General features: G+C 60.8%; 18 protein-coding genes and 2 tRNA genes. 17 read left to right on the top strand and 3 right to left on the bottom strand.

The genetic code is table 11. From position 1 onward, the window contains the following. The first annotated feature begins 481 nt into the window (after positions 1-481). The 6 genes from ftsE (at position 482) to DWY51_RS00875 (ending at position 6,832) form a co-directional block, all read left to right on the top strand. Positions 482-1,702: a cell division ATP-binding protein FtsE gene (gene ftsE, locus DWY51_RS00850; protein WP_022094244.1), complete on the top strand. Its 1,221-nt coding sequence runs from the start codon at positions 482-484 to the stop codon at positions 1,700-1,702. Continuing rightward, on the top strand, positions 1,689-2,609 hold the full coding sequence (gene ftsX, locus DWY51_RS00855) for a permease-like cell division protein FtsX (protein ID WP_117769462.1): 921 nt from the start codon (positions 1,689-1,691) through the stop codon (positions 2,607-2,609). The genes ftsE and ftsX overlap by 14 nt, the downstream gene beginning before the upstream one ends. 135 nt (positions 2,610-2,744) lie before the next feature. After that, on the top strand, positions 2,745-4,880 hold the full coding sequence (locus DWY51_RS00860; RefSeq protein WP_117769464.1) for a ribonuclease R family protein: 2,136 nt from the start codon (positions 2,745-2,747) through the stop codon (positions 4,878-4,880). 177 nt (positions 4,881-5,057) lie between these two features. Continuing rightward, on the top strand, positions 5,058-5,663 hold the full coding sequence (locus DWY51_RS00865) for a recombinase family protein (RefSeq protein WP_055251867.1): 606 nt from the start codon (positions 5,058-5,060) through the stop codon (positions 5,661-5,663). Positions 5,664-5,768: 105 nt separating this feature from the next. Further along, on the top strand, positions 5,769-6,350 hold the full coding sequence (locus DWY51_RS00870) for a VanZ family protein (RefSeq protein ID WP_055251869.1): 582 nt from the start codon (positions 5,769-5,771) through the stop codon (positions 6,348-6,350). Positions 6,351-6,472: 122 nt separating this feature from the next. Beyond that, entirely contained in the window at positions 6,473-6,832 is a 360-nt protein-coding gene (locus DWY51_RS00875) for an arsenate reductase family protein (RefSeq protein ID WP_055251871.1), read from the top strand. 72 nt (positions 6,833-6,904) lie between these two features. Here DWY51_RS00875 and DWY51_RS00880 read toward each other — a convergent pair whose 3' ends face one another. Next, on the bottom strand, positions 6,905-7,315 hold the full coding sequence (locus tag DWY51_RS00880) for a hypothetical protein (RefSeq protein WP_117769465.1): 411 nt from the start codon (positions 7,313-7,315) through the stop codon (positions 6,905-6,907). A gap of 275 nt (positions 7,316-7,590) precedes the next feature. Between DWY51_RS00880 and DWY51_RS00885 the strand changes: the two genes are divergently transcribed. The 6 genes from DWY51_RS00885 (at position 7,591) to DWY51_RS00910 (ending at position 10,171) form a co-directional block, all read left to right on the top strand. Further along, positions 7,591-7,664 (top strand) — tRNA-Gln (locus DWY51_RS00885). Between the two features lie 17 nt (positions 7,665-7,681). Beyond that, positions 7,682-7,758, top strand: a tRNA-Glu gene (locus tag DWY51_RS00890). Between the two features lie 94 nt (positions 7,759-7,852). After that, positions 7,853-8,770 (top strand): hypothetical protein, encoded by a 918-nt coding sequence (locus DWY51_RS00895; RefSeq protein WP_117769467.1) that lies wholly within the window; start codon positions 7,853-7,855, stop codon positions 8,768-8,770. Continuing rightward, positions 8,760-9,230 carry an SsrA-binding protein SmpB gene (smpB, locus tag DWY51_RS00900; RefSeq protein WP_006235325.1) on the top strand — a complete coding sequence of 157 codons (471 nt, stop codon included), beginning with the start codon at positions 8,760-8,762 and terminating at the stop codon, positions 9,228-9,230. The genes DWY51_RS00895 and smpB overlap by 11 nt, the downstream gene beginning before the upstream one ends. A 205-nt stretch (positions 9,231-9,435) precedes the next feature. Beyond that, positions 9,436-9,939, top strand: coding sequence for a flavin reductase family protein (locus DWY51_RS00905; RefSeq protein ID WP_117769469.1), 504 nt, complete (start codon positions 9,436-9,438; stop codon positions 9,937-9,939). Between the two features lie 88 nt (positions 9,940-10,027). Then, positions 10,028-10,171 carry a rubredoxin-like domain-containing protein gene (locus DWY51_RS00910; protein ID WP_006235327.1) on the top strand — a complete coding sequence of 48 codons (144 nt, stop codon included), beginning with the start codon at positions 10,028-10,030 and terminating at the stop codon, positions 10,169-10,171. A 153-nt stretch (positions 10,172-10,324) separates the two neighbouring features. Here the strand turns inward: DWY51_RS00910 and DWY51_RS00915 are convergent, their stop codons facing one another. Then, a complete protein-coding gene (locus tag DWY51_RS00915; protein WP_117769471.1) occupies positions 10,325-11,581 on the bottom strand; it encodes an Nramp family divalent metal transporter in 1,257 nt (418 codons plus the stop codon). Positions 11,582-12,024: 443 nt separating this feature from the next. On the opposite strand from DWY51_RS00915, the gene gltB reads away from it, so the two are divergent. From gltB to DWY51_RS00940, 5 genes are all read left to right on the top strand, one after another. After that, positions 12,025-16,722 (top strand): glutamate synthase large subunit, encoded by a 4,698-nt coding sequence (gltB, locus tag DWY51_RS00920; protein ID WP_117769473.1) that lies wholly within the window; start codon positions 12,025-12,027, stop codon positions 16,720-16,722. A 5-nt stretch (positions 16,723-16,727) separates the two neighbouring features. Next, positions 16,728-18,209 carry a glutamate synthase subunit beta gene (locus DWY51_RS00925; RefSeq protein ID WP_117769475.1) on the top strand — a complete coding sequence of 494 codons (1,482 nt, stop codon included), beginning with the start codon at positions 16,728-16,730 and terminating at the stop codon, positions 18,207-18,209. Between the two features lie 352 nt (positions 18,210-18,561). Further along, the gene (locus DWY51_RS00930; protein ID WP_117769477.1) at positions 18,562-19,269 is read left to right on the top strand and encodes a hypothetical protein; all 708 of its coding nucleotides are present in this window, start codon (positions 18,562-18,564) and stop codon (positions 19,267-19,269) included. 344 nt (positions 19,270-19,613) lie between these two features. Beyond that, positions 19,614-20,699, top strand: coding sequence for a hypothetical protein (locus DWY51_RS00935; RefSeq protein WP_117769479.1), 1,086 nt, complete (start codon positions 19,614-19,616; stop codon positions 20,697-20,699). 295 nt (positions 20,700-20,994) lie between these two features. After that, positions 20,995-22,365, top strand: coding sequence for an amidohydrolase family protein (locus DWY51_RS00940; protein WP_233504575.1), 1,371 nt, complete (start codon positions 20,995-20,997; stop codon positions 22,363-22,365). A gap of 107 nt (positions 22,366-22,472) precedes the next feature. Here DWY51_RS00940 and DWY51_RS00945 read toward each other — a convergent pair whose 3' ends face one another. After that, on the bottom strand, positions 22,473-22,946 hold the full coding sequence (locus DWY51_RS00945) for a hypothetical protein (RefSeq protein WP_117769483.1): 474 nt from the start codon (positions 22,944-22,946) through the stop codon (positions 22,473-22,475). Positions 22,947-23,089 lie beyond the last annotated feature (143 nt).

Raw genomic sequence — 23,089 nt, forward strand, 5'->3', positions numbered from 1 at the left:
CTTCGCCAGAACTATGGAAACCCGGCAGGGGCGCTCTCTTGGAGAGCGCCCCTGTTTCAGTTGCGGTGAAATAGGGACTGATTAGACCTTTTAACTGGTAAAACAGTCCCTATTTCACCGCAACTCATGAAGACGCCCCTCAAGCACGGTCCCATCAGGAAAAAGGGCATATATCGACAAAGCGCAATTCAGACCCTTCCAGCTTTGTATATGCAGCACCTCAAGATAAACGCAGCGACCCCTTAGTTATCGCAGGCCGGACACAGGGTTACTCTCCAAATCTTTCCGCAGGACGGAGGAGCCCCCGCCGCACGTAGTGCGCAGCGGGGGCTCCGACATGTCCGAGGACGATTTGGAGAGTAACCCTGTGCACGGCCGACGGGATCCCTAAGCACGCCATGCTTCTTATGTGCAGCAAAGCTAATGCTGCTAAAATACAAAGCGCTCATGTAGTTTAAACGCACGACGATAAGGAGCACCAGTGGGTAACCACTTCCGTACCTCCGGTGCGGGCGATGATGCCCCCAAGACGCAGGCAGGCGTCCAGGGCAGTCGTTTCGCCACTCCGGATTCAGAGGGCCAGCCTGTTGCTCAGGCCCCCGCTCAGCCGGCAGATCAGGCACAGCCGGCATCCGATCCCTTTGCCTACAATCCAACCAGCGATGTCGCGCTTTCCGGCACGGCGGGTTTTGAGCCCGTTCAGGCCGTGACCGCTCGCGTGGAGCAGCCTCAGGCTGGTGCCGCCACGCCGCAGCCTACCATGGCCGGCATTCCCGACCCCTTGGCCCCTGCGACGCCGGCTCCTCAGCCTGCGCAGTCCGGTCTCTTTGCCGCTATTCCCGACCCCACGCAGCCTGCTGCCCCGGTGGTCGAGAGCGATCAGGCAGCCGAGGTCGCAAGCCTCGATAACGCGCTCAACAACCCCGATTTTACGTCGGTGTTTGCGCCCATCGATCCGCAGGCCAGCCGCAAGAAGATGGCCAAGCAGGCCGGTGTCGAGCCCGTCATCCTTATGGAGCATGTCACCAAGATCTATCCGGCACAGCCTAACAAGCCTGCACTCGACGACATCAACATCGAGATCTATCCGGGCGAGTTCGTCTTCCTGGTCGGTCACTCCGGCTCGGGTAAGACCACGCTGCTGTCGACGCTCAACCGCGACGTCAAGCCGACGAGCGGCCGCATCCTGGTTGCCGGTCAGGACCTCATGAAGATCAAGAACCGTAAGGTTCCGTTCCTGCGCCGCCAGATTGGCGCCGTGTTCCAGGACTTTAAGCTTCTGCCGCAAAAGACCGCCTACGAAAACGTGGCGTTTGCCCTGCAGTGCATCGGCAAGCCCAAGGGCGTCATTCGCAGCCAGGTGCCCGAGGTGCTGCGTCTGGTCGGTCTGGCCGATCAGATGGACTCGCTGCCCGACCAGCTTTCCGGTGGCGAGCAGCAGCGCGTTGCCGTCGCCCGTGCTATGGTCAACCGTCCGCCGCTGCTGATCTGCGACGAGCCCACGGGCAACCTCGACCCGGCGATCTCGCTGGGCATCATGAAGCTGCTTGAGCGTATTAACCGCACCGGCACCACCGTGATCGTCGCCACGCACGACCGCGAGATGGTCGATAGCATGCACCGTCGCGTGATCGCCCTCGAGGGCGGCCACGTCATCCGCGACCAGGAGAGGGGAGGTTACGGCAACTATGGCACCAACTAACGTGGGCTACTCCTTCAAAGAGGCAATCAGCCACTTCTTCCGTAACTGGACTACCTCGCTCGGCGCCGTCATCACGATCTTCCTTTCGCTGTTTATCATCGGCCTGTTCATCATGGGCTCTGCGATGCTGAACTCCGTGATCGGCACCGTCGAGGATCAGGTTGTCATCAACGCGTTCATTAGTGATGACGCCGATCAGGCCGATGTTCAGGCTTTTGAGGCCGAGCTTAAGACGTGGAATAACGTCAAGTCCGTGACCTATAAGGACAAGGACGACGCGCTGGCCGAGTATACGAGCAAGATGTCGGGCAACGCCGACGCCACCATGAGCGCGCTCGATGGCCAGAACCCGCTGCCGGCTTCCTTCGCTATTGAGATGGACGATCCGTCCAAGGTCGAGAGCACGGCAAAGAAGCTCAAGAAGGATGCCGATTTCCAGAAGATCGCGGATGACGGCGACGTCAACGCGAGCGTGCTGTACGGCCAGGAGGAAGTGAGCCGCCTGTTCCAGGTGACCAACTACATCCGCATCGCCGCCGTGGTGCTCGTTGGTCTTCTGACCTTTATCGCATTCATCTTCATCAACAACACGATTCGCCTGTCCATCACGGCGCGTCGTCGTGAGATTGCGATTATGCGTCTGGTCGGCGCCAGCAACGGCTTCATTCGTGGCCCGTTTATCACCGAGGGCGTGCTGCAGGCCATTTTGGGCTCGCTGCTTTCCATCGGCGTTCTGGAGCTGCTGCGCAATCTGATGATCCCGCGTCTGCAGGAGAGCATCGGCTGGATGTCGTTTGCCCTGCCGATGCAGTACTACCTGGTGACCTATGCTGCGCTGATTCTGGTCGGCGTGATTATCGGTCTCTTTGGTTCTGCCATCGCCATGCGCCGCTACCTGCGCGTGTAGGCATGCTTGGAATTCATCCCTTCCAACGGGTCGTCTCTTATGGGGCGGCCCGTTTTTTGATCCCTAGGGGACGGCAGGAAAGCGAATCATTTGGGTAGACTCTTTGGAGTTCGCAATCGATAGTTAGGAGGCGCCATGGGGCGCAATAACAAGCATAAGCGTGGAGCTCGCAATCAGCGCGGGCCGGTGCGCAGCGAACGCCGTCCGAGCCTGACCGGGCGCGTGCAGCTCCATGAGCATAGCGCCTACGTTGTAACCGAAAACGGCGACTACAAGGTCATGGGCCGCGGTAAGCGCGAGATCATGGATGGCGATACCGTTGCCGTGAGCATTAAGAACAGCCCGCACGGTGAGCGGCGCGCCGTGATCGAAAGCGTGGTTGAGCGTGCAGCCATAAGCGTGGTGGGCACGTACCAGACCGCCGGTCCGCTCGGTGTGATCGAGCCGCTCGATTCGCGTCTGAAGGCCGACTTCTTCATTCTGCCCGAGGATACCTCGGCGGATCGTCTGGGTGTCCACCCGGGTGATGCTGTTGTCGCGCGCATTTTGACCTACCCGACGCGCCTGGAATCGGGTACCGTGACGATCGAACGCCGCATTGGCGGAGATGACGCGCCCGATTTGGGCGTTCAATATGTGATGGCGCGTTACGGCTATACCGATAGCTATCCCGAGGCCGCGCTGGACGAGGCCGAGGGGCTTTCGCTCGATGTGTCCGCGGCGCTTAAGGACCCGCTCCGCCGCGATCTGCGCGACCGCTTTGTCATCACGATCGACCCAGTCGACGCGCGCGACTTTGACGACGCCATTTCGCTGGAGCGAACGCCCGAGGGTGGCTACAAGCTGGGTGTGCATATCGCCGACGTTTCACACTATGTGGCTTGGGACGGGCATATCGATCTTGAGGCTCGCCATCGTACGACATCGGTGTATCTGGCCGATCGCGTGCTTCCCATGCTGCCCGAACGCCTGTCCTGTGACCTGTGCTCGCTTCGCCCTGACGAGGACCGTCTTGCGTTTACCGTTGACATTGAGCTCGATGCACAGGGTCGCGTGCGGCATTACGATCCGTACCCCAGCGTGATTCGCTCGCGTGTGCGTATGGACTATGACGGCGCCGAGGCGCTGCTGGTGCGTGCCGGCGCGGTTGAGTATTCGGTGCTGGAGGGTGCAGCCGAGGATGTTGCGGCTGCCGAGACCTCGCGCGAGGAAGCGCTTGAGCGCGGTCTTGCGTGCGAGGAGGCCGCCCGCGGCTACAACGTCGACCTCGGCGATTTCCTTGTCGCCGCTAACGAACTCGCCGAACTCCGCCGTCGTATCCGTCGCGCCCGCGGCTCGGTCGATTTTGACACGGCCGAGATTCGTGCTCTGTTGGATGAGGACGGAGTGCCCGTGCAGATTGTGGCGCGTGAGCGTTCGTGTGCCACGTCGCTTATCGAGGAAGCTATGCTGCTCGCCAACGAGTGCGTTGCAGAGTGGCTGGCAGACCGTGATATCGAGGCCTGCTATCGCGTGCATGAGGATCCGAGCCCCGATAGCCTGCACGGTGCCGCCGTTGCGCTGGCGCAGCTAGGCATCATCGACGATCGCCGTGCTGCCGGTATTGCCCTGGGGAGCCCCGATGAGCTGCAGGCTGCAGTCGATGCTGCCGCCGGTACGGCCAACGCACCGCTCGTTAACACGCTGCTTCTGCGCAGCATGCAGCGCGCGCTGTACAAGCCGCGCAACGAGGGCCACTTTGCGCTCGCCGCGCCGTGCTACTGTCACTTTACGAGTCCCATCCGTCGCTACCCCGATCTGGTGGTGCACCGCGTGCTCAAACTGCAGTTGGCCTATGAGCGGCTCGGCGGCAAGGACGCCTTGGTCCGTACGCCGCGGCTGATCGGCAAGGGGCGCGAGTCGCTGCCGCGCATTCTGCCGCAGATCTGCCGCGCATGCAGCGATGCCGAGCGCGCGGCAGATGCCGCCAGCCATGCGACGCAAAAGATCAAGATTGCCCAGTACTATGAGGACCGTCTGGGCGAGCGCTATGCCGGAACCGTCTCGTGGGTTAGCAGTATGGGCCTCTTTGTGCGCTTGGACCTGACGCAGGTCGAAGGCTTGGTTTCGATCAAGAGCCTGGGCAACGAGTGGTTTGAGTTCGACGAGGACGCGCTAACGCTCACAGGTGCCGACACGGGCACCCGTTACGAGCTGGGGCAGCGCGTAATTATCGAGGTCTCGCGCGTCAATACCACGCGTGGGCACTTGGACTTTAAGCTTATCCATTAGCCAAATCCCGGCTCATGGTGGGGGAGCGGAGGGCGGCCTTTCGGGACCGCCCTTTGCATTTGAATCGTGGCTACCTTGCCGTCTGCTCGGCCGCCCGCTTACCTGCTATTTGAGAGGTAGAACCTACCAAAATAAACCTGTCCCTTTTTGGCAGGTTTACAAGAAAGCGGGGATGAGATGGCGACGGTGTACGGTTATGCGCGGGTGAGTTCGCGCGATCAGAATCTTAATCGGCAGCTGGATGCGCTGGGCGCCTATGGCGTGGGCTCAGCGAATATTTATGCCGACCATGCGAGCGGCAAGGACTTCGATCGACCGCGTTATCGCGAGCTGCTGCACGTTCTGGGAGACGGGGACGTGCTGGTGGTGCTTTCTATCGACCGACTTGGTCGTAATTACTCCGAGATTCTTGAGGAATGGCGGCGCATTACCAAGGAGCTCGGGGTTGCCATTGTGGTGTTGGACATGCCATTGCTTGACACGCGTGTCAGGGCCAGCGGCGCGCCGGATGTGACCAACACCCTGATTGTCGATATTGTGCTGCAACTGCTGAGCTACGTGGCGCAGGTGGAACGCGAGAATATCCATCGGCGCCAGGCGGAGGGAATTGCAGCGGCGCGGGCGCGAGGGGTCCGTTTCGGTCGACCTCGCAAGCCGTGCCCTCCTCAGTTTGAGCTAGTGCGCGATAGCTATGAGGCAGGCGATATTACCCGCAGCCAGGCAGCAAAGTGCCTGGGCGTGTGCGTGGGGACGTTTGATCGCTGGATGCGCGAGGCGGGGTAGGGGTTTGCGTCGCCTTGTCGCTTCCTGTTGCGATTCAAATTTTGATACGGTGACGATGTCATTTGGGGCTACACTCGCTGATATTCAAAAAAAGGAGGTTGGCCCTTGGCGCGCGTAAAACAAATAATCGGATGGACCGCGATCGTTCTGTTCGCTGCAACGCTGGCGGGCATCTGGGTGCTGACGGAGCAAAATGCGGTGGAGACGTCGTTGCTGAGCGAGTCCACCGCGCGTGTGGTGGAGGGTCAGGCTACGGGCGTTCAGGCCGCCGATGCCACGGGTGAAGCCCAGACGGAGAACGGAATGACCGGGGGCACCGATTCGGCTGCCTCGAATGTCCGGTCTGGCCGACTTGCTTCCATTCGCATGTGGGTGGGCGCAAACGTCCGTCGCGTTGCCCATACCGTAGAGTTTTTCTTCGTCGGATTGTTCGCCTCGGTGATCGTGGCTTGCTTTTCCAGGCGTCCGTGGAGCGTGTGCTCCCGTTGCGTGCCCGTATTGCTCTTTTGCGCCGCCTGCTCCGTTGGCGATCAGGTACATAAGATCTTTGTTCCCGGCAGGCATTTCGACGTTATCGATTTAGGATTCGATGCTGCGGGCTATATCACCGCCATGCTGTTGGTATTGCTGGCAGCGGCGTTGGTGCGCCATGCGACTCGGCCGATCGGCGCCCATGCAAGGCGCTAGCCTTAAGACGAGACATCGCGACTGCCTATGCTTCGACATTGACTACAATAACGGCTGCAATCGCGAGCGGTCGTCGATGTGCAGTTTTCCATACACCTGTTTTCTCTAAGAAAGGAAATCCCATGGCGGTATTGTTTGTTGAATATCCCAAGTGCTCGACCTGTAAGAAGGCCAAGGCATGGCTGGACGAACATGGGGTAGAGTATATCGACCGCGATATCGTTTTGGACAATCCCACGGCTGATGAGCTTGCGACCTGGATTGCTCGTTCGGGGCTGCCGGTGCGGCGCTTCTTTAATTCGTCGGGCATGAAATATCGAGAGCTGGGCCTGAAGGCGCGTCTGGATGCGGGCATGACGGATCGGGAATGCTATGAGCTGCTGGCGACCGACGGCATGCTGGTCAAGCGTCCGCTGCTGGTGGGCGACGACTTTGCGATTCCTGGCTTTAGGGAAGCGGCTTGGGCCGAGGCGTTGCTGTAGCGGCTCCGGAAAATGCGACCCGTTTTGAGTGATCGGGGTGGGATGTGTTTTCCATCGGCGGGCTCGCTCGGCTCAATCCTCGAGCTGTGCCCATTCGTGCGGATCGTAGACCTTTACGTGCTTGTTGGGCTTGCCGCTCCAGTACTCCTCGTCCATAAAGGGCAGATATGCCTGAACGCCGGGACAGATAAAGGGAATCCGCTGCTGTTGCAGTCGCTCGCGCTGGCGCTGCTCCAGGTGCGCCTCGGATATGACGGTCGGCATACCGGACAGCTCGACGAGGCTTGCCTGGATTCGCTTAAGGTCGGGGAGTCCCGCGTGCCATGACACTCGCATGATCAAAAAGGATGCACGGCGGTATTTTGCCTGCATCACCGTGATGGCGGGGCGCAGTGTGGGATGGATTTTGTCCCGTTCGGGCCAAAGGTCAGCAGTGATCTCGAGGCCCAGGGTCTCCCATAGGTAATCAAGCTCTTCGTCCATGGTGCCTCGATATCCGTGCAATGATGACGGTTCGATTGTGCCATCAGCCGTGAGTGCTGCATTGTTGTAATCTACCAGCGGTAGATGTGGGATGTTTTACGGGCTTTGACGCCGTAGGTGTCGCTGGTGCTTCACAGGTCCTTCACGGGTTGGACTAAATTAGGCCAATTTGACTGAATTTCAAAAAAGTCAAAATTGGGGCTTGCGTCACGGCGAGACTTCCCGTATATTTCTTTCTTGCGCAAAGGCACAGCCGAGCGCAGCGATGCAGTCATTGGGATGTCGTCTAATGGCAGGACAGCGGATTCTGGTTCCGTCAATGGGGGTTCGACTCCCTCCATCCCAGCCATTGCATTTGCTACATATGGCCCGTTCGTCTAGCGGTTTAGGACGCCGCCCTCTCAAGGCGGAGATCACCAGTTCGAATCTGGTACGGGCTACCAAAATTGAACGCCCGGGCCTCGTAAGAGACCCGGGTTTTGTGTATTAACCGTATATACGGCGCCTGCCGTGTTTCGCTCAGATCGAGGAGTAGCCATGGATCTGCCCATCAGCTTGCAAGACATCACGTATGCCGAGAACTATCTGGCGCAGGGCGACCTGGCTACGGCGACGCCGCTGCTGGAGCGTCTGGTGGAGCTCGCCGAGGAGTATATCGACGCTGAGTGCAAGACGGAGGAGAAGCGTCAATACTTTAGCTTCGATAGCAAGTTTGAGCGCTTGGCCTATCGCCGCGTGGAGAAGGATCCGCGCGAGCTCGTGCAGGTCGAGGTGCCGTTTGACCGCCTGTACTCTGACATGGCGTTTGCCTACATTCGCCAGCAGGATTATGTGAGTGCTCGCAACGCCTTGATGCAGGCCGTGCGCTGGGACCCCATGAACTGCAACTGCCGCCTGGATCTGGCCGAGCTGTTCCGCGCTCTCGAGGACAAGCAGGAATGGGCATCGCTCTCGTTCTCGGTGCTGGAGCGTGCAAGCGATGGCAAGTGCGCCGCCCGCGCTTACGCCAATCTAGGTCAGTACTTCTTGGAGCCCGAGACCGAGAACGTTTCGGCTGCCGTGGGCTGCGCGCGTCTGGCGCTGCGCCTGGCGCCCAACGATGCGCATACGACGCGCCTGCTCAACAAGATCCATACCACCTATCCGGATGCCGCCGATGAGAGCGACGACCACGTGATGGGTGAACTGGCCCTGCAAGGCGTGCCGACCTCGCCTTCGGCCGAGATTGCCATCTGCCTGATTATGTGCGCGACCGATGCTGCAAGCGACGGCGACAAGCAGGAGGCGACGCGCCTGACGGTACGTGCTCGCGACTTGGTGGGCGAGGAGGCCTGCGCGGCGATTATCAAACTGGTGCGCGAGAGCGATGCCGAGCTCAATGCCGAGCGCAAGGCAAAGCGCGAGGCTGCGGGCTCAAACGCCGATGGCGCCAAGGAGGCCGGCGATGCCCAGTAAGCGCGAGCGCAAACTCATTTCCAAGAATCGCTCGGCACATCACGAGTACTTTATCGATGAGACGTTTGAGTGCGGTATTGAGCTGAGTGGCACCGAGGTCAAGTCGATTCGCGAGCGCGCCTGCCAGATCACCGATACCTTCGCGCTGATCCGCGGCGGGGAGTGCTGGCTCGTCGGCCTGCATATCCACCCTTATAGCCATGGTGGCGTGTGGAATCGCGATCCTGACCGTCGGCGTCGTCTGCTGCTGCACCGCAAGGAGATCGACTTTCTTGACGGCAAACTTCGCAACCGTGGTTATGCGCTGGTTCCGTTGGAGCTCTACTTTAATACCGACGGCCGCGTAAAGCTGCTGCTGGGTCTGGGTCGCGGCAAGAAGCTCTACGACAAGCGCGAGGACATGGCCAAGCGTGATGTCCAACGCGAGATCGACCGCGCCCTTAAGGAACGCAACCGCTAGGCACTCTGTATAAGTTGCGGTGGAATACGGACTGTTTTCCTGTTTGAGGGGCTATTCAGTCCCTATTTCACCGCAACTGCGGGCGTCTCATCTTTCTTACTGTTCTGACACATATGTCTCAAAGGCGGCGTCCGTTATGGGTGCCGCCTTTTTTGTGGGTACATACATTCATGAGGTTCCAACCCGAGCTAGGGGAGTGATCGTTATGGACAAAACTGCGTTCTTTACCATGCCGAGCGGTCTGTACGTGGTGAGCGCTGCGGCAGACGGGCTGCGCGCCGGCTGCGTCATCAATACTGCGGTGCAGGTGACGTCCATGCCGCCGCGTATTTCGGTTGCCGTGAACAAGGACAATGTCACCTCGGGCGTCATCGCATCGGCCAAAGCGTTCGCGCTGACCGTGATCGGTCAGACCGCCGACATGCTCTACATCGGTAACTTTGGGTTCCGCACCAGCAGCGATTATGACAAGTTTGCCAAATACGAGACCCGCGAGACGGCTCTGGGCATGCCCTATGTGCCCGAGCACGCGGCGGCCCTGTTTAGCTGCCGTTTGATCGACACTGTGGATGTGGGAACGCATCTGCTGTTTATTGGCGAGGTCGAGGATGCGGAGCGCCTGAGCGACGAGACGCCGCTGACGTACGACTACTATCACAAGGTGCTAAAGGGCAAGACGCCGCCCAAAGCCTCGTCGTATCAAGGCTAGAAATGTTCTAAAAATACTTGCATTATACTATTGAGAATATATACTAATAAGTAAGTACACCAGCAGTCACGTTCGAGAGGAGAACATCATGGCTGAGGAGAAGAAGACGTATAAGTTTGTGTGCACCGTTTGCGGTTACGAGGTTGAGGTCGACACGCCCGAGCTGCCCGAGGATTACGTGTGCCCGGTGTGCGGCGTCGGCCCCGATGAGTTTGAGCTCGTCGAGGAGTAACTCGTAGACACACGGCGATTAGCCATACAGAGCTCTGTCCAAGGGTCCCGGCTGGATATTCCGGCTGGGACCCTTTTGATTTATCTGACGGTTTAAAACGGCCTTACGTGTTACAGATTGAGACGTTATATCTGGACAGCCACGCTATCCCAATTACATCCCCGTTAGCAGCACGATGTCGAGAATCGTCACGATGACGCCGATCCCTACGAGCAGCGCGTTGAGCGGGCGCGAGTTGGCGTATTTGCCCATAACGCGGGGCGAACTGGTGAGTCGTATGAGCACAAAGACCGTAATCGGCAACTGAAGCGACAACAATGCCTGACTCCAGATGAGACCCTCAAAAGGATTCGGGACGATCAGGCACGCCGCCACTGCGCCGACGAAACAGACCGCCACTCCAATCGATGAGTGCCGGTCGTGGATGTCGTATTCCTCGTCGAACATGCCCGCGGTGATGGTTCCCGCCGCCATGCCCGCTGTCACGCTGCTCGATAGTCCCGCGAACAGCAGCGCTACCGCAAAGATGGTCGAGCTCGCCGGGCCCAAGATGGGGGAGAGCGTGGCCGCTGCGACGGCGAGGTCGTCTACGACAATGCCGTGCGCAAAGAAGGTCGTTGCGGCCAGGATGACCATGGCCGAGTTGATCGCCCAGCCCACGCCCATCGAAAAGAGCGTGTCGAAGAGCTCATAGCGCAGACGCTCTTCGATAACCTGCTCGCCTTGGCCTTCGAAGTGCATGGATTGGATGACCTCGGAGTGCAGGAAGAGGTTGTGGGGCATAACGACCGCGCCTAGGACACTTACGATAATCGCGGCCGAGCCGGTGGGCATACGGGGTGTGATCCAGCTTGTGGCGGCTTGCGGCCAGTCGACGTTGACTAGTGCAAGCTCGGCCAAAAACGAAAGTCCTACCACGCCCACGAAGGCGATGATCCATCGCTCGGCGCGTTTGTAGGAGCTTGTCATGAGCATGGCAATCGATGCCGCCGCGACGATGACGCAGCCGGCGCGTACGGGCAGGCCAAAGAGCATTTGAAGCGCGATCGCACCGCCCAGGACTTCGGCCATGGCGGTGGCGATGGTCGCGAGGTAGGCGCTGGCGAGCACCGTGCGCCCAACGAAGCGGGGGAGAAAGCGGGTCGTGGCCTCGGCAAGGCAGGCGCCCGTGGCGATGCCCAGGTGCGCCGCGTTGTGCTGCAAGACGATCAGCATAATCGTGGACAGCGTGACGATCCACAGCAGCGCGTAGCCAAACTGCGAGCCCGCGGCCATATTGGAGGCCCAGTTGCCCGGGTCGATAAAGCCGACGGTCACGAGCAATCCGGGGCCGATATGCCGTGCGATGTCGAGTCCTCCGTGACCGCCGGTGCGTCGGGAGCCAAAATGATGTTTGAGATGGTTGATCATGGTGCGCTCCTGCGTGCCGTTTGCTTGACGCCGGAAAGGATACCCGTTTTAGGCTCAAAAGTTAATCAAGACTAACAAAATTGCTGTATTTGAATAGGATGGTGAAAGGGAGTTGCCGAAATGTCTTGATCTGTAACAACTAGGGATGGAAATTGGGTCTAGGTGTTACAGATCAAGACAGGAAGAAATGGTCCTATGGAAAATCTCGATCTGCAACAGCTGGCCGCCAAAACCGGCCCTTCGTGTTACAGATTGAGATGTTTGAAACGGCGAGCTTACGGGCCGAACATGGGGTCCTTGTTGTCGCCCTTGAGGTCGGTGGCACCCACTCGTAGGGTGTGCGTTACGCGATTGTTTCGAAACGGGCGGGAAACACAACGGGCCGGCGATGCACCTAGTATGCCTATTCAACTGACTGTCTAAATATCTAGGGGAGGATCGCGATGCAGGCAGATTCCGCTCAGCAGCAGGGCCTTTATCGCCCCGAATTCGACCACGATGCATGTGGCATCGGCGCGCTTGCCGATATCAACGGCGAGCGCCATCACCAGATTCTGGACGATGCGCTGTCCATTCTGGTCAACTTGGAGCACCGCGGCGGTACGGGACTCGAGAAGAATACCGGCGACGGCGCCGGCATCCTGTTTCAGGTCCCGCATCACTTTTTCCGCAAAGAGGCTCAAAAGTGCGGCCAGATTCTGCCGGCAGAGGGCGACTATGGCGTGGCCATGCTGTTCTTCCCGCAGGACGACAAGGGCGTAGAGGATGCCCGTCGCGTGTTTGAGGAGGGCTGCGCCGAGGCCGGCGTGCCGCTGCTCTTTTGGCGCGAGGTGCCCGTCGACCCGCACGACCTGGGCGAGACGGCCCGCGCCTGCATGCCTACTATCCTGCAGGCTTTCCTGGGCCGTCCGGACGACACGCTCGCCGGCGATGCCTTTGAGCGTCGCCTGTACGTGTGCCGCCGCACCATCGAAAAGAAGGCCGACGCTGAGTTCGCCCTGCGCGACAAGATCTTCTATGTGTGCTCCATGAGCTCGCGCACCATCGTGTACAAAGGTATGCTGGTCGCCACGCAGATGCGCCGTTTCTTCATCGACCTCAACGACGCCGCTGTCAAAACGGCCGTGGCGCTCGTCCACTCGCGCTACTCCACCAACACCACGCCCAGCTGGGAGCGCGCACATCCCAACCGCTTTATCATCCACAACGGCGAGATCAACACCCTCAAGGGCAACGTCAACTGGATTCGCGCCCGCGAACCCAACCTGTACAGCCCCGTGCTGCAGCACGATCTTGAGCGCGTGATGCCCATCATCAACCGCGAGGGCTCCGACTCCGCGATTCTGGACAATGTGCTTGAGTTTTTGGTCATGAACGGTCGCCCGCTTACACGTGCCGCGTCCATGCTGCTGCCCGAGCCGTGGGACCACAACGACAATCTGAGCGAGGAACGCCGCGCCTACGACGCCTACCAGTCCATGCTCATGGAGCCGTGGGATGGCCCGGCGGCCATCGCCTTTACCGACGGTCGCACGCTGGGTGCCGCCCTCGACCGTAACGGCCTGCGTCCCGCCCGCTACTATGTGACGCGCGACGGTCGCTTTATGCTGGCAAGCGAGGTGGGCACCATCGAGGTGAGCCCCGAGAACATCCTGACGAGCGGCTGTCTGGGGCCGGGCCAGATGCTCGAGGTCGATTTTGCCCGCGGCCGCGTGATCTACAACGACGAGCTGCGCGCCCGCTATGCCAAGGAAAAGCCCTACCGTGATTGGATTGCCGAGGAGACGCTGACCGTTGACGCGCTCGATGAGCCCGTTGCGGCAACACCCGCCGAGGACGACGAGGTGCCCGCCGCCGTGCGCATGGCCAAGCTCGGGTATCACTGGGATGATGTTGACGAAGTCGTGCGTCCCATGGCCCAGCAGGGCAAGGCGCCGCTCGCCTCGATGGGTATCGATGCGCCGCTGGCCTGCCTGTCCAAGAAGACGCGCTCGTTCTTCGACTACTTCTATCAGCTGTTCGCTCAGGTCACGAACCCGCCGATCGACGCTCTTCGCGAGCATATGGTCACCTCGACCACGCTCTACCTGGGCAACCACGGCAACCTGCTCGAGGACTCCCGTACGGCCTGCCAGCTGGTGCGCCTGGAGCGTCCGCTGCTGAGCGAGGAGGAGTTCGACCGCATTTGCGCCATCGACCGCGTGGGCTTTAAGACCCGCCGTTTCCGTGCCGTCTACCGCCGCGATGCCGGCGAGGGTGCGCTGCAGGCTGCGCTCAAGCAGCTTGCAGAGGACGTTGAGGCTGCGGTCTGCGACGGCGTGAACATCGTGGTGTTGAGCGATCGTGCCGCTGCGGGCGAGGTGCCCGTACCGTCGCTGCTCGCCGTGGGCTGCGTGCACAACCACCTGATTCGCGCCGGCGTGCGTACCTTTGCCGACATCGTGGTGGAGTGCGGCGACGCCGTGTCCCCGCACGACTTTGCTGCACTGGTGGGCTACTCCGCGAGCGGCATCTATCCGTACAACGCACATGCGTGCATCCGCGATCTGGCGGCACGCGGCGACCTGGACGTGACGGCCGAGCAGGGCATCGCCAACTACAACAAGGCTGCGACCGCCGGCATCGTTTCCATCATGTCCAAGATGGGCATCTCCACGGTGCAGAGCTACCATTCGGCGCAGATCTTCGAGGCCGTGGGCTTCACTCCGGAGTTCGTCAACGCGTACTTCGCCGGCACGTTGAGCCGTGTGGGCGGTATGGGTGTCGAGGACGTCGAGCGCGAGCAGAATGAGCGCTACGACGCCGCGCTCGCTATCCTTAAGAGCCCGGCTCCCGATCAGCTGCCCACGCTGGGTCTGACCAAGTGGCGCCCGCTCGGCGGCGAGGATCACCTTATCGACCCGCAGACCGTCTACCTGCTGCAGACCGCCTGCCGCGAGGACAGCTACGACACCTTTAAGGAGTACAGCGCCCGCCTGCACCGCACCGGCCGTGCCGTGCGCCTGCGTGACCTGCTGGACTTTAATGCCAACGGTCGCACGCCGGTTTCGCTCGACGAGGTGGAGCCCGCGCTCAACATCGTCCGCCGCTTTAACACCGGCGCCATGTCGTACGGTTCCATCAGCAAAGAGGCACACGAGTGCATGGCCATCGCCATGAACCGCCTGCACGGCCGTTCCAATTCCGGCGAGGGCGGCGAGGATCCGCGTCGCGAGACCCCACTGGCTAACGGTGACTCCAAGAACTCCGCGATCAAGCAGGTAGCAAGTGCGCGATTTGGCGTGACGAGCCGCTACCTGTGCAGCGCCTTCGAGATTCAGATCAAGATGGCCCAGGGCGCCAAGCCCGGCGAGGGCGGTCACCTGCCCGGCAGGAAGGTCTACCCCTGGATTGCCGAGGTCCGTCAGTCCACGCCCGGCATCGGCCTGATCTCGCCTCCGCCGCACCACGACATCTACTCCATCGAGGACCTGGCAGAGCTGATCTTTGACCTTAAGAACGCCAACCCCGGCGCGCGCGTGTCGGTCAAGCTGGTCAGCGAGGCCGGCGTCGGCACCATCGCCACCGGCGTGGCCAAGGGCGCTGCCGACAAGATTTTGATCAGCGGCCACAATGGCGGCTCGGGTGCCGCTGCGCGCGACTCTATCTGGCACGCGGGTCTGCCGCTGGAGCTTGGCCTTGCCGAGGCCCAGCAGACGCTGCTGCAAAACGGTTTGCGCTCACGCGTGGTGCTCGAGGCCGATGGCAAGCTCATGGACGGCACCGACGTCGCCGTCGCCTGCCTGCTGGGTGCCGAGGAGTTTGGCTTTGCGACCATGCCGCTCATCTCGATGGGCTGCCTCATGCAGCGCGACTGCCAGCAGGATACCTGCCCGGCCGGCATCGCTACGCAAAACTGCCGCCTGCGTCGCGGCTTCCGCGGCAAGCCAGAGCACGTCGAGCACTTTATGCTCTTTGTTGCCGAGCAGCTGCGCGAGGTCATGGCGAGCCTGGGCTTCCGCACCGTCGACGAGATGGTCGGCCATCCCAAGTGCCTGCGCCAGATCGAGGTCCCGGGCAACCGCAAGGCCAACCTGCTCGATCTGTCGCCCGTGCTGGCAAGCGCGACCTGTGAGTTTGGTGCCCACATCCCGGGCGCCGACGGCCGTCACTTCCTGCCCCAGATGGCTGCGGACAGCGAGCTCGATAAGACGCTCGACTCCACGTTGTTTGTGCCCTATACGGCCGATGCCCGTGCGCACCTGCGTCCGATTCGCTTTCGCGCCGATATCGCCAACGTCAACCGCTGCGTGGGCACCATCTTGGGCAACGCGGTGACCAAGGCGCATCCCGAGGGCCTGCCCGCCGGCTCCATCACCATCGATTGCGATGGTTCGGCCGGTCAGAGCTTTGGCGCCTTCCTGCCGCGCGGCATTACGCTCAACGTGTGCGGCGACGCCAACGACTACTTTGGCAAGGGCCTTTCGGGCGGCGAGGTGTCGGTGCGCCCCAACCCGCATGCGACCTACAAGTTCGACGAGAACATCATCGTGGGCAACGTTGCGTTCTTTGGCGCTACGAGCGGTCGCGGCTTCATTAACGGCCTGGCCGGCCAGCGCTTTGGCGTACGCAACTCCGGTGCCACCGTGGTGGTCGAGGGCTGCGGCAACCATGGCTGCGAGTACATGACGGGAGGTCTGGCGCTCATCCTGGGCGAGGTCGGGCAGAACTTCGCCGCCGGCATGACGGGCGGCGTGGCTTACGTCTTTGACCAGTACGGCACGCTCGATGCCCGTGTGAACCACGAGAGCGTTGAGCTTAAAGCCCCGACGGCCGGTGAGCTGGCGCAGATTCGCGAGCTCATCCAGGAGCACGTGGACGCGACGCAGAGCCCGCGCGGCATTAAGCTGCTCTACAGCTTTGAGACGATGAGCAAGCACTTTGTGAAGGTCATTCCAACCGAGTACGAGCGCGTGCTGGCGATTGTCGCCGCCGCCGAGGCCGTCGGCAAGACGCATGAGCAGGCCGAGGAGCTGGCGTTTGACATTGTGACCGGTCGCGCCGACGCCGCCGATGTCGCTCGCTTTGATGTGGCGGGTGGTGTCGCTGGCGCTGTGCCCGCCGCCGCCAGCTCTGTTGCTTCGACCAAGAAGGAGGCGTAAGTGCCATGGGTAAGCCCGGTGCTTTTCTTGATATCGATCGCGTGACCCACGAGCTTCGTCCCGTGGAGGAGCGCAGCCATGATTTTGATCCGCTGTACGTGGAGCTCGATGACGATGCACGTCGCGCCCAGGCGAGCCGTTGCATGATGTGCGGCGTGGCGTTTTGCCAGATGGGCGCGAGCTTTGGCAAGGCACGCCCGAGCGGCTGCCCGCTGCACAACCTGATTCCCGAGTGGAATGAGCTGGTGTACCGCGGCCGCTGGGACGAGGCTGCCGAGCGTCTGTCGCTCACCTCGCCCATGCCCGAGTTCACGAGTCGCGTGTGCCCGGCGCTGTGCGAGGCCGCATGCAACTTGGGGTCGGTCGACGGTCAGCCCACGACGATCCATGACAACGAGCGTGCGATCAGCGACCACGAATGGGCAAACGGTGGCCCGCGTCGCTTTGAGCCGGCGGGGGAGGGCGCACCCACGGTCGCCGTGGTGGGCTCCGGTCCTGCTGGTCTGGTGGCAGCATGGGAGCTCGCGCGTCGCGGCGCCCGCGTGACGGTGTTTGAGCGTGACGACCGTCCGGGCGGTTTGCTTATGTATGGCATTCCCAACATGAAGCTCGGGAAGTCCGTGGTCGAGCGTCGCGTGGCGCTCATGCGCGAGCTGGGCATTGTGTTTGAGCTGAGCGCAGATGTGACGGACCCTGCGGTGGCAGCCAAGCTCGATGGCTTTGACGCTGTCGTGGTGGCTGCCGGCGCTCGTGCTCCGCGTGGGCTTTCGGCTGCGAACATTGATGCCCCGGGCGTGGTGTACGCCGTGGACTACCTGACGGCTTCGACCGTCTCGGTGCTCGATGGCGGAGAGCCCGTGGTGAACGCGTGCGGCCTGGACGTCGTGGTCATTGGCGGCGGCGATACCGGTAACGACTGCGTGGGCACCGCGGTACGTCAGGGTGCGCGCAGCGTGCGCCAGTTTGAGTTCTTGCCGGCGGCGCCTGATGCGCGCGCGGCGAGCAACCCCTGGCCGCAGTGGCCAAACGTTAAGAAGACCGACTACGGCCAGCAGGAGGCCATCGCTGCCATGGGCGGCGAGATGCGCGCTTGGGGCGTGGATACGCTCGAGGTGCTGCTGGACAAGAAGGGCGCGGCCGCGGGCCTGCGCGTGGTCGATCTGGATTGGTCGGCTGGCAAGCCCGAGCGCATCGCGGGCTCCGAGCACGAGGTGCCGGCGCAGCTGGTGCTCATCGCCTGCGGCTTTACGGGTCCTGAGCATGGCGTGTTCGATGCGGTAGGCGTGCCTGTTGCCACCGCTGGTCGTCCGCTGCCTGTGATGGCCGTCGAGGACTCGCATCTTGCGGCGCGTGTCGACGGCGTCGCCGCGGATGCCGCGCCGGTGTATGTTGCCGGTGATGCGCGCAACGGCAGCTCGCTCGTTGTGAACGCCATGGCCGACGCCCTGGCCTGCGCTGCCGAGGTCGCCGAGGCGCTGGAGCTGTAAAGTAGTCATTTAAGAACGTCCCCAATGACTGGTCATTTTTGTCTAGTCGTTGGGGACACTCTTTGCGAGCGGTTCGTTCGTTTGTCGACGCGCGAGTGTCCATTCGGCGTCTTCTTGAGCTGTGGTGCTCTGCTGTTTCTGTGGTGGCCGGGGGCGCTTGGCTCAAAAGGGCGGGTTGGCCGCCTATGTTTACCTGCGGTTTTGTTCCAGTGCGCATTTTCGGTCAAGCTTTTCGTCAAGTGTTTGGTCAGCATCTGGTTTGCAGCCGGAGGCCTATTTTGCCCGCGCTGGTCGTGGCTGCCCACCCTCCTCGTAAGCTCAAATTGAGGTCCATCAGTTTGAGGAGGATGCCATGACTGATCACGCTTTAGATCGAGCGCAGCTGGCCGAAGCCGTCGGCAACGATATTGCCGACATGGCCCATTTTTGGATGCTGCGGAAGTTCCAGTTTTTGGAGCCGGCGCGTGAACAGTTCGAGATCATTGTCGACCCGTGGCTCAGCTATTGCACCGAGCCTTCGCAAAACGAAATCATGGCCTACAACATGGCATTTACCGATTGGCTGCTCTTCGAGCGCCCCTATCGCCATGGCAAGACGTTGCTCGAGCTGTATGTTGAAGAGCCGCCGACATTGCTTTCGCCTGCCTCGCTCAAGCGGCTCGAGCAGGTACGCGACACACAGTATTTCTCGCGCTTTGGCATTTTGGACAAGGATCCTGCGAACGGCATGGTTGCGCTGAAGGATACGCGCACCGACCGTCGCTTTGATGTCTACGACCCGCATATCGTGCAAAAGGAGCATTGGAGCGACGGCGCGATTGCGGTGCGCCTCGCCTGCGTCGACGATGTCTGGCTGACGGCGGGACAACTCTATCTGTATGACATCGCACGCCTGAGTGACACGGCGGTCGATGGGCCTGGTGCGGTGCATCCGGAGGACCTGCAGGATGGCTTTGACACCTTGTGCATCAGTTTCTTCTTGCGTCTGGTCCGCGACATCATGGGCGCCCAGGGGCGGTACGTAAAGTCGCTCAACATCTACGAGCAGGAGTGGGAGTAGGGGATGTGACTGGCGTCGCCTGCTGCCCCTGACTTTGTCTCAATCTGTAACGTTTAGGGACAAAAAACCGGTCTACCTGTTACAGATCGAGACGAACGCTTGGGCGCCGCTGGTTTGTCTAAATCTGTAACGTTTGGGGGCTGGAGAACGTCTAACTGTTACAGAACGAGACGTTTGGCACCTGGTTGGGGGAATGTCTCAATCTGTAACATCTACAGGCCAAAATTCGACCTACCTGTTACAGATTGAGACAAAGGGTGGACGCGGTACCGAAAGATCTTGGTCTGTAACATCTAGCGGTCAAAAATCGGTCTTTCTGTTACAGATCGAGGCGTTTGCCGACAGTGGCAGCGGTGACAATGGTCCATTTGTCCGATGTGGTGGTGATGGAAGTGTCTAATACCGTTTTTAAACACAAGCATGCAGCACGTAACACCTTGGCGCGGAACAGGATGCTCGCGCGGCTCACGGAGGCGACCGAGCAAGGTGCACTGCTCGCAACGCATGACAATGCCGAGCTCATGTGGCTACGACGCCATGTTGGAACCGACGATATCGCGGAGCCCGAGCCGTACCTGTTCTGTTTTCAGCATGATTGGGATGCATTGACGCCGGCGGAGCGAGCGCTGAGGACTATCAAAGGGCTTGCGGAGTTTCATCCCGATTGGGCGTTTTGGGGCTATGACGCGGCGCTTTTGTGGGGTCTGGAGGTGCCGAATGATCTGCTCGGGCCACGATATCTTGTTAAGACGGGTTGCTCGGTGCCGCTGAGTGCAGGATGTCGGCTGTTGCGTCCGCAGGCGGCGGGTGCACTTGAACAAGCCGACGGCGTGCAGGTGACGTCGTTTTGGCGCACGGTGGAGGATTGCTTACTGCGTGCGCCGTTCTCCTACGGGTTGGCGATTGCCGATTCTGCACCGCGGGCGAAAGGCGTATCACGTTGGGATTTGTGCGAGCGCCTCCGCGCCGATTGCGAGGGCAGGCGAGGGTATCGCAGGGCACAGGTGATTGCGTCGTATGCGGACGGGCTGTCCGAAAACGGCGGCGAGTCTCGGTTCCGAGCGTTCTTTATTGCGTACGGCTTTCCAGTTCCGGAGCTGCAGGTGGAGTTTCGCGACCCGCTCGATCCGAGCCAGGCGTTTCGCGTCGACTATTTTTGGCGGCTCATGGACGGGACGTGTGTCATCGGCGAGCTCGACGGAAAGGGGAAGTACACCTTGCAGAACGGCGAGGGTCGGGAGTCGGTCGGCCCATTCGTGGCAGAACGTCAGCGAGAGTCCCATCTGACGATGCTCGGGCACAAGGTGCTTCGGTTTACGTTTGATGAACTCAAGAACCCGGGGAAGCTGGCTGAAAAGATGAGGTTGGCGGGTATTCCGCGACGGCCCGATTTGGCTGAGGAGTGGAGACGTCAGTGGTATGGGCGCTGAGAGGTTTTGTCTCGATCTGTAACGTTTAGAAGTTGTTTGAGTTCGTAATTGTTACAGATCGAGACAAACCGGTGAAACGTCGACCGAATGTCTCGATCTGTAACATCAGGGGGCCCAATAACCCTGTACCTGTTACAGATCGAGACATTCCCCTGATGTTGCTGGGGTGGGGCTGCAACGTATTCCGTCCCCCACATCCCCTCTTCCCTCCGTTAACCGATATGCTCGACTTTAGGTCGCTGCATTAGGTGATAATGGACAAATGTTCAAGTTAATCGTGAGGGAGGAGCTCGATATGGCGTCTGCCGATCGTCCCACGTTGTTTATCAATGCGACCGTCTTGGATGGCTCGGAGCATATGGAGCCGCAGCCCGATATGGCCGTGGCCGTCGAGCGTGGCATCATCACCTGGATTGGTCCGAGCGCCGTGGCGCAGGCGCCGGCGGGCGCCGAGGTCATCGACCTGGCAGGGGCGTATCTCATGCCGGGCCTCATCAATATGCATGTGCATCTGTGCGGTTCGGGCAAACCGGTTTCGGCGGGCGATGCGGGCGCGCTGATGAAGAAGCTCGATAATCCCGTGGGGCGCGCCATCGTGCGCCATATCTTCAAGGGCAGCGCTCAGCAGCAGCTGGCAAGCGGCGTGACCACGGTGCGCGGCGCGGGCGACCCGCTGTTTGCCGATCTGGCCGTGCGCGATGCTATCGATGCCGGCAAGTATCAAGGTCCTCGCCTGGTGGCGCCGGGAACGGGCGTCACGGTGCCGGGCGGCCATGGTGCGGGCCTGTTCGCCCAGGTGGCCAACAGTCCCGCCGAGGCAGCCGAACAGGTGCGCGACCTGTATGTGCGCGGTGCCGACGTCATTAAGCTGTTCGTAACGGGCGGCGTATTCGATGCGACCGAGGTGGGCGAGCCGGGCGTGCTGCGTATGCCGGTGGAGGTTGCCACGGCGGCATGCAAGGCGGCGCACGATATGGGCCTTCCGGTTATGGCCCATGTCGAGAGTACCGAGGGCGTGAAGGCCGCGCTTGAGGCCGGCGTTGACACGATTGAGCACGGCGCTCCGTTGACACCCGAGATCTTGGAGCTGTACCGTGGCGCCGCGGGCACGCAGCTCGAGGGGCGTGCTCCGAGTGTGACCTGCACTATCAGCCCGGCGCTGCCGTTTGTATTGCTCGACCCGGAAAAGACCCATTCGACTGACACGCAAAAGAAGAACGGCGATATCGTGTGCTCGGGTATTATCGAGAGCGCTCGTGCCGCACTGGAAGCTGGCGTTAAGGTGGGCCTTGGCACGGACTCGAGCTGCCCGTTCGTGACGCAGTACGACATGTGGCGTGAGGTGGCCTATTTTGCCAAGTATGTCGGCGTGAGCAACGCCTTCGCGCTGCATACAGCTACGCAAGTCAATGCTGAGCTGCTGGGGCTGGGCGGCGAGACCGGCACAATTGAGTGCGGCAAGGCTGCCGATATCTTGGTGACGCGCGAGAACCCGCTCGATGACCTGTGCGCTCTGCGTGAGCCGATGCACGTGATGTGTCGCGGCGATCTGGTGCGCAAGCTCAAGGTGAAGCGCATCCTCGAGGTGGACGCCGAGCTCGACGCGATTATGGCCATGCCTGCCGAGGCGTTGGCCGAGGAGCTTGCCCGCGATGGCGTGGCGTAAGCGCGCGATATGGTGATGCGACAAAGGGACAATCCTTTTGTCATAATCAGAAAAAGCCGAGGTCCCAGTGCGAGGCCTCGGCTTTTATTTGTCCCATGGTATGGCGGCTATGAGCGCGTCTCCATCTTGGCATGGCACTTGGGGCAGGTGACGCAGATCTTGCCTTTGCCCTTGGGAACGGAGAGCATCTGGCCGCAGTTGGGGCACTTAAGATAGGCCGTGGTCTTGCGGCCCTTCCACATCTTCTTGGCTGTGCGCTTGGCACGTTCAAAGTCTTCCTTGCTAGTACCGGCTGCGCGCGAGGCGTTGGCCGCTGCAGCTCCGCCGCCCAAGCTAGCTACAAACTTGCCCAAGCCGGGTACGTTTGCAGTCGCGGCGACAAAGGCCTCGTTCTCCTTGTGACGTGCGTCGATATTTTTGGACAGGCCGCGCAGCACGCCAATCACGATTACGGCGATGGCAATCCAGCTGAGCCACTGGATGCGGGCTATCGATCCGATCATCGCGATGACGATGCCGGCAAAACCCATCACGATGGTGAGTTCATCGGCACCATTGCGACCCTTCATAAAGTCATTCATGCAAATTGCCTTTCGTTCGATATGCTGCACGCCTTTATACCCGATTTAGAGCAAGGGGGACAGGTTAATCTGCACCAATGTGGTGCAAACATACCTGTCCCCGGAATACCAAGACGGTGCAAACGTACCTGTCCCCAATGCCC

The organism is Collinsella sp. AF25-2LB (assembly GCF_003458415.1).
Taxonomy (GTDB): Bacteria; Actinomycetota; Coriobacteriia; order Coriobacteriales; family Coriobacteriaceae; genus Collinsella.

Excerpts from the sequence above, each read along its gene's own strand:
- smpB (WP_006235325.1), top strand. The coding sequence starts at position 8,760 with ATGCCCAGTAAGCGCGAGCGCAAACTCATTTCCAAGAATCGCTCGGCA.
- gltB (WP_117769473.1), top strand. The coding sequence starts at position 12,025 with ATGCAGGCAGATTCCGCTCAGCAGCAGGGCCTTTATCGCCCCGAATTC.
- DWY51_RS00860 (WP_117769464.1), top strand. The coding sequence starts at position 2,745 with ATGGGGCGCAATAACAAGCATAAGCGTGGAGCTCGCAATCAGCGCGGG.
- ftsX (WP_117769462.1), top strand. The coding sequence starts at position 1,689 with ATGGCACCAACTAACGTGGGCTACTCCTTCAAAGAGGCAATCAGCCAC.
- DWY51_RS00880 (WP_117769465.1), bottom strand. The coding sequence starts at position 7,315 with ATGGACGAAGAGCTTGATTACCTATGGGAGACCCTGGGCCTCGAGATC.
- DWY51_RS00910 (WP_006235327.1), top strand. The coding sequence starts at position 10,028 with ATGGCTGAGGAGAAGAAGACGTATAAGTTTGTGTGCACCGTTTGCGGT.
- DWY51_RS00945 (WP_117769483.1), bottom strand. The coding sequence starts at position 22,946 with ATGAATGACTTTATGAAGGGTCGCAATGGTGCCGATGAACTCACCATC.
- DWY51_RS00930 (WP_117769477.1), top strand. The coding sequence starts at position 18,562 with ATGACTGATCACGCTTTAGATCGAGCGCAGCTGGCCGAAGCCGTCGGC.
- DWY51_RS00905 (WP_117769469.1), top strand. The coding sequence starts at position 9,436 with ATGGACAAAACTGCGTTCTTTACCATGCCGAGCGGTCTGTACGTGGTG.
- DWY51_RS00865 (WP_055251867.1), top strand. The coding sequence starts at position 5,058 with ATGGCGACGGTGTACGGTTATGCGCGGGTGAGTTCGCGCGATCAGAAT.
- DWY51_RS00895 (WP_117769467.1), top strand. The coding sequence starts at position 7,853 with ATGGATCTGCCCATCAGCTTGCAAGACATCACGTATGCCGAGAACTAT.
- DWY51_RS00925 (WP_117769475.1), top strand. The coding sequence starts at position 16,728 with ATGGGTAAGCCCGGTGCTTTTCTTGATATCGATCGCGTGACCCACGAG.
- DWY51_RS00940 (WP_233504575.1), top strand. The coding sequence starts at position 20,995 with ATGGCGTCTGCCGATCGTCCCACGTTGTTTATCAATGCGACCGTCTTG.
- DWY51_RS00875 (WP_055251871.1), top strand. The coding sequence starts at position 6,473 with ATGGCGGTATTGTTTGTTGAATATCCCAAGTGCTCGACCTGTAAGAAG.
- DWY51_RS00915 (WP_117769471.1), bottom strand. The coding sequence starts at position 11,581 with ATGATCAACCATCTCAAACATCATTTTGGCTCCCGACGCACCGGCGGT.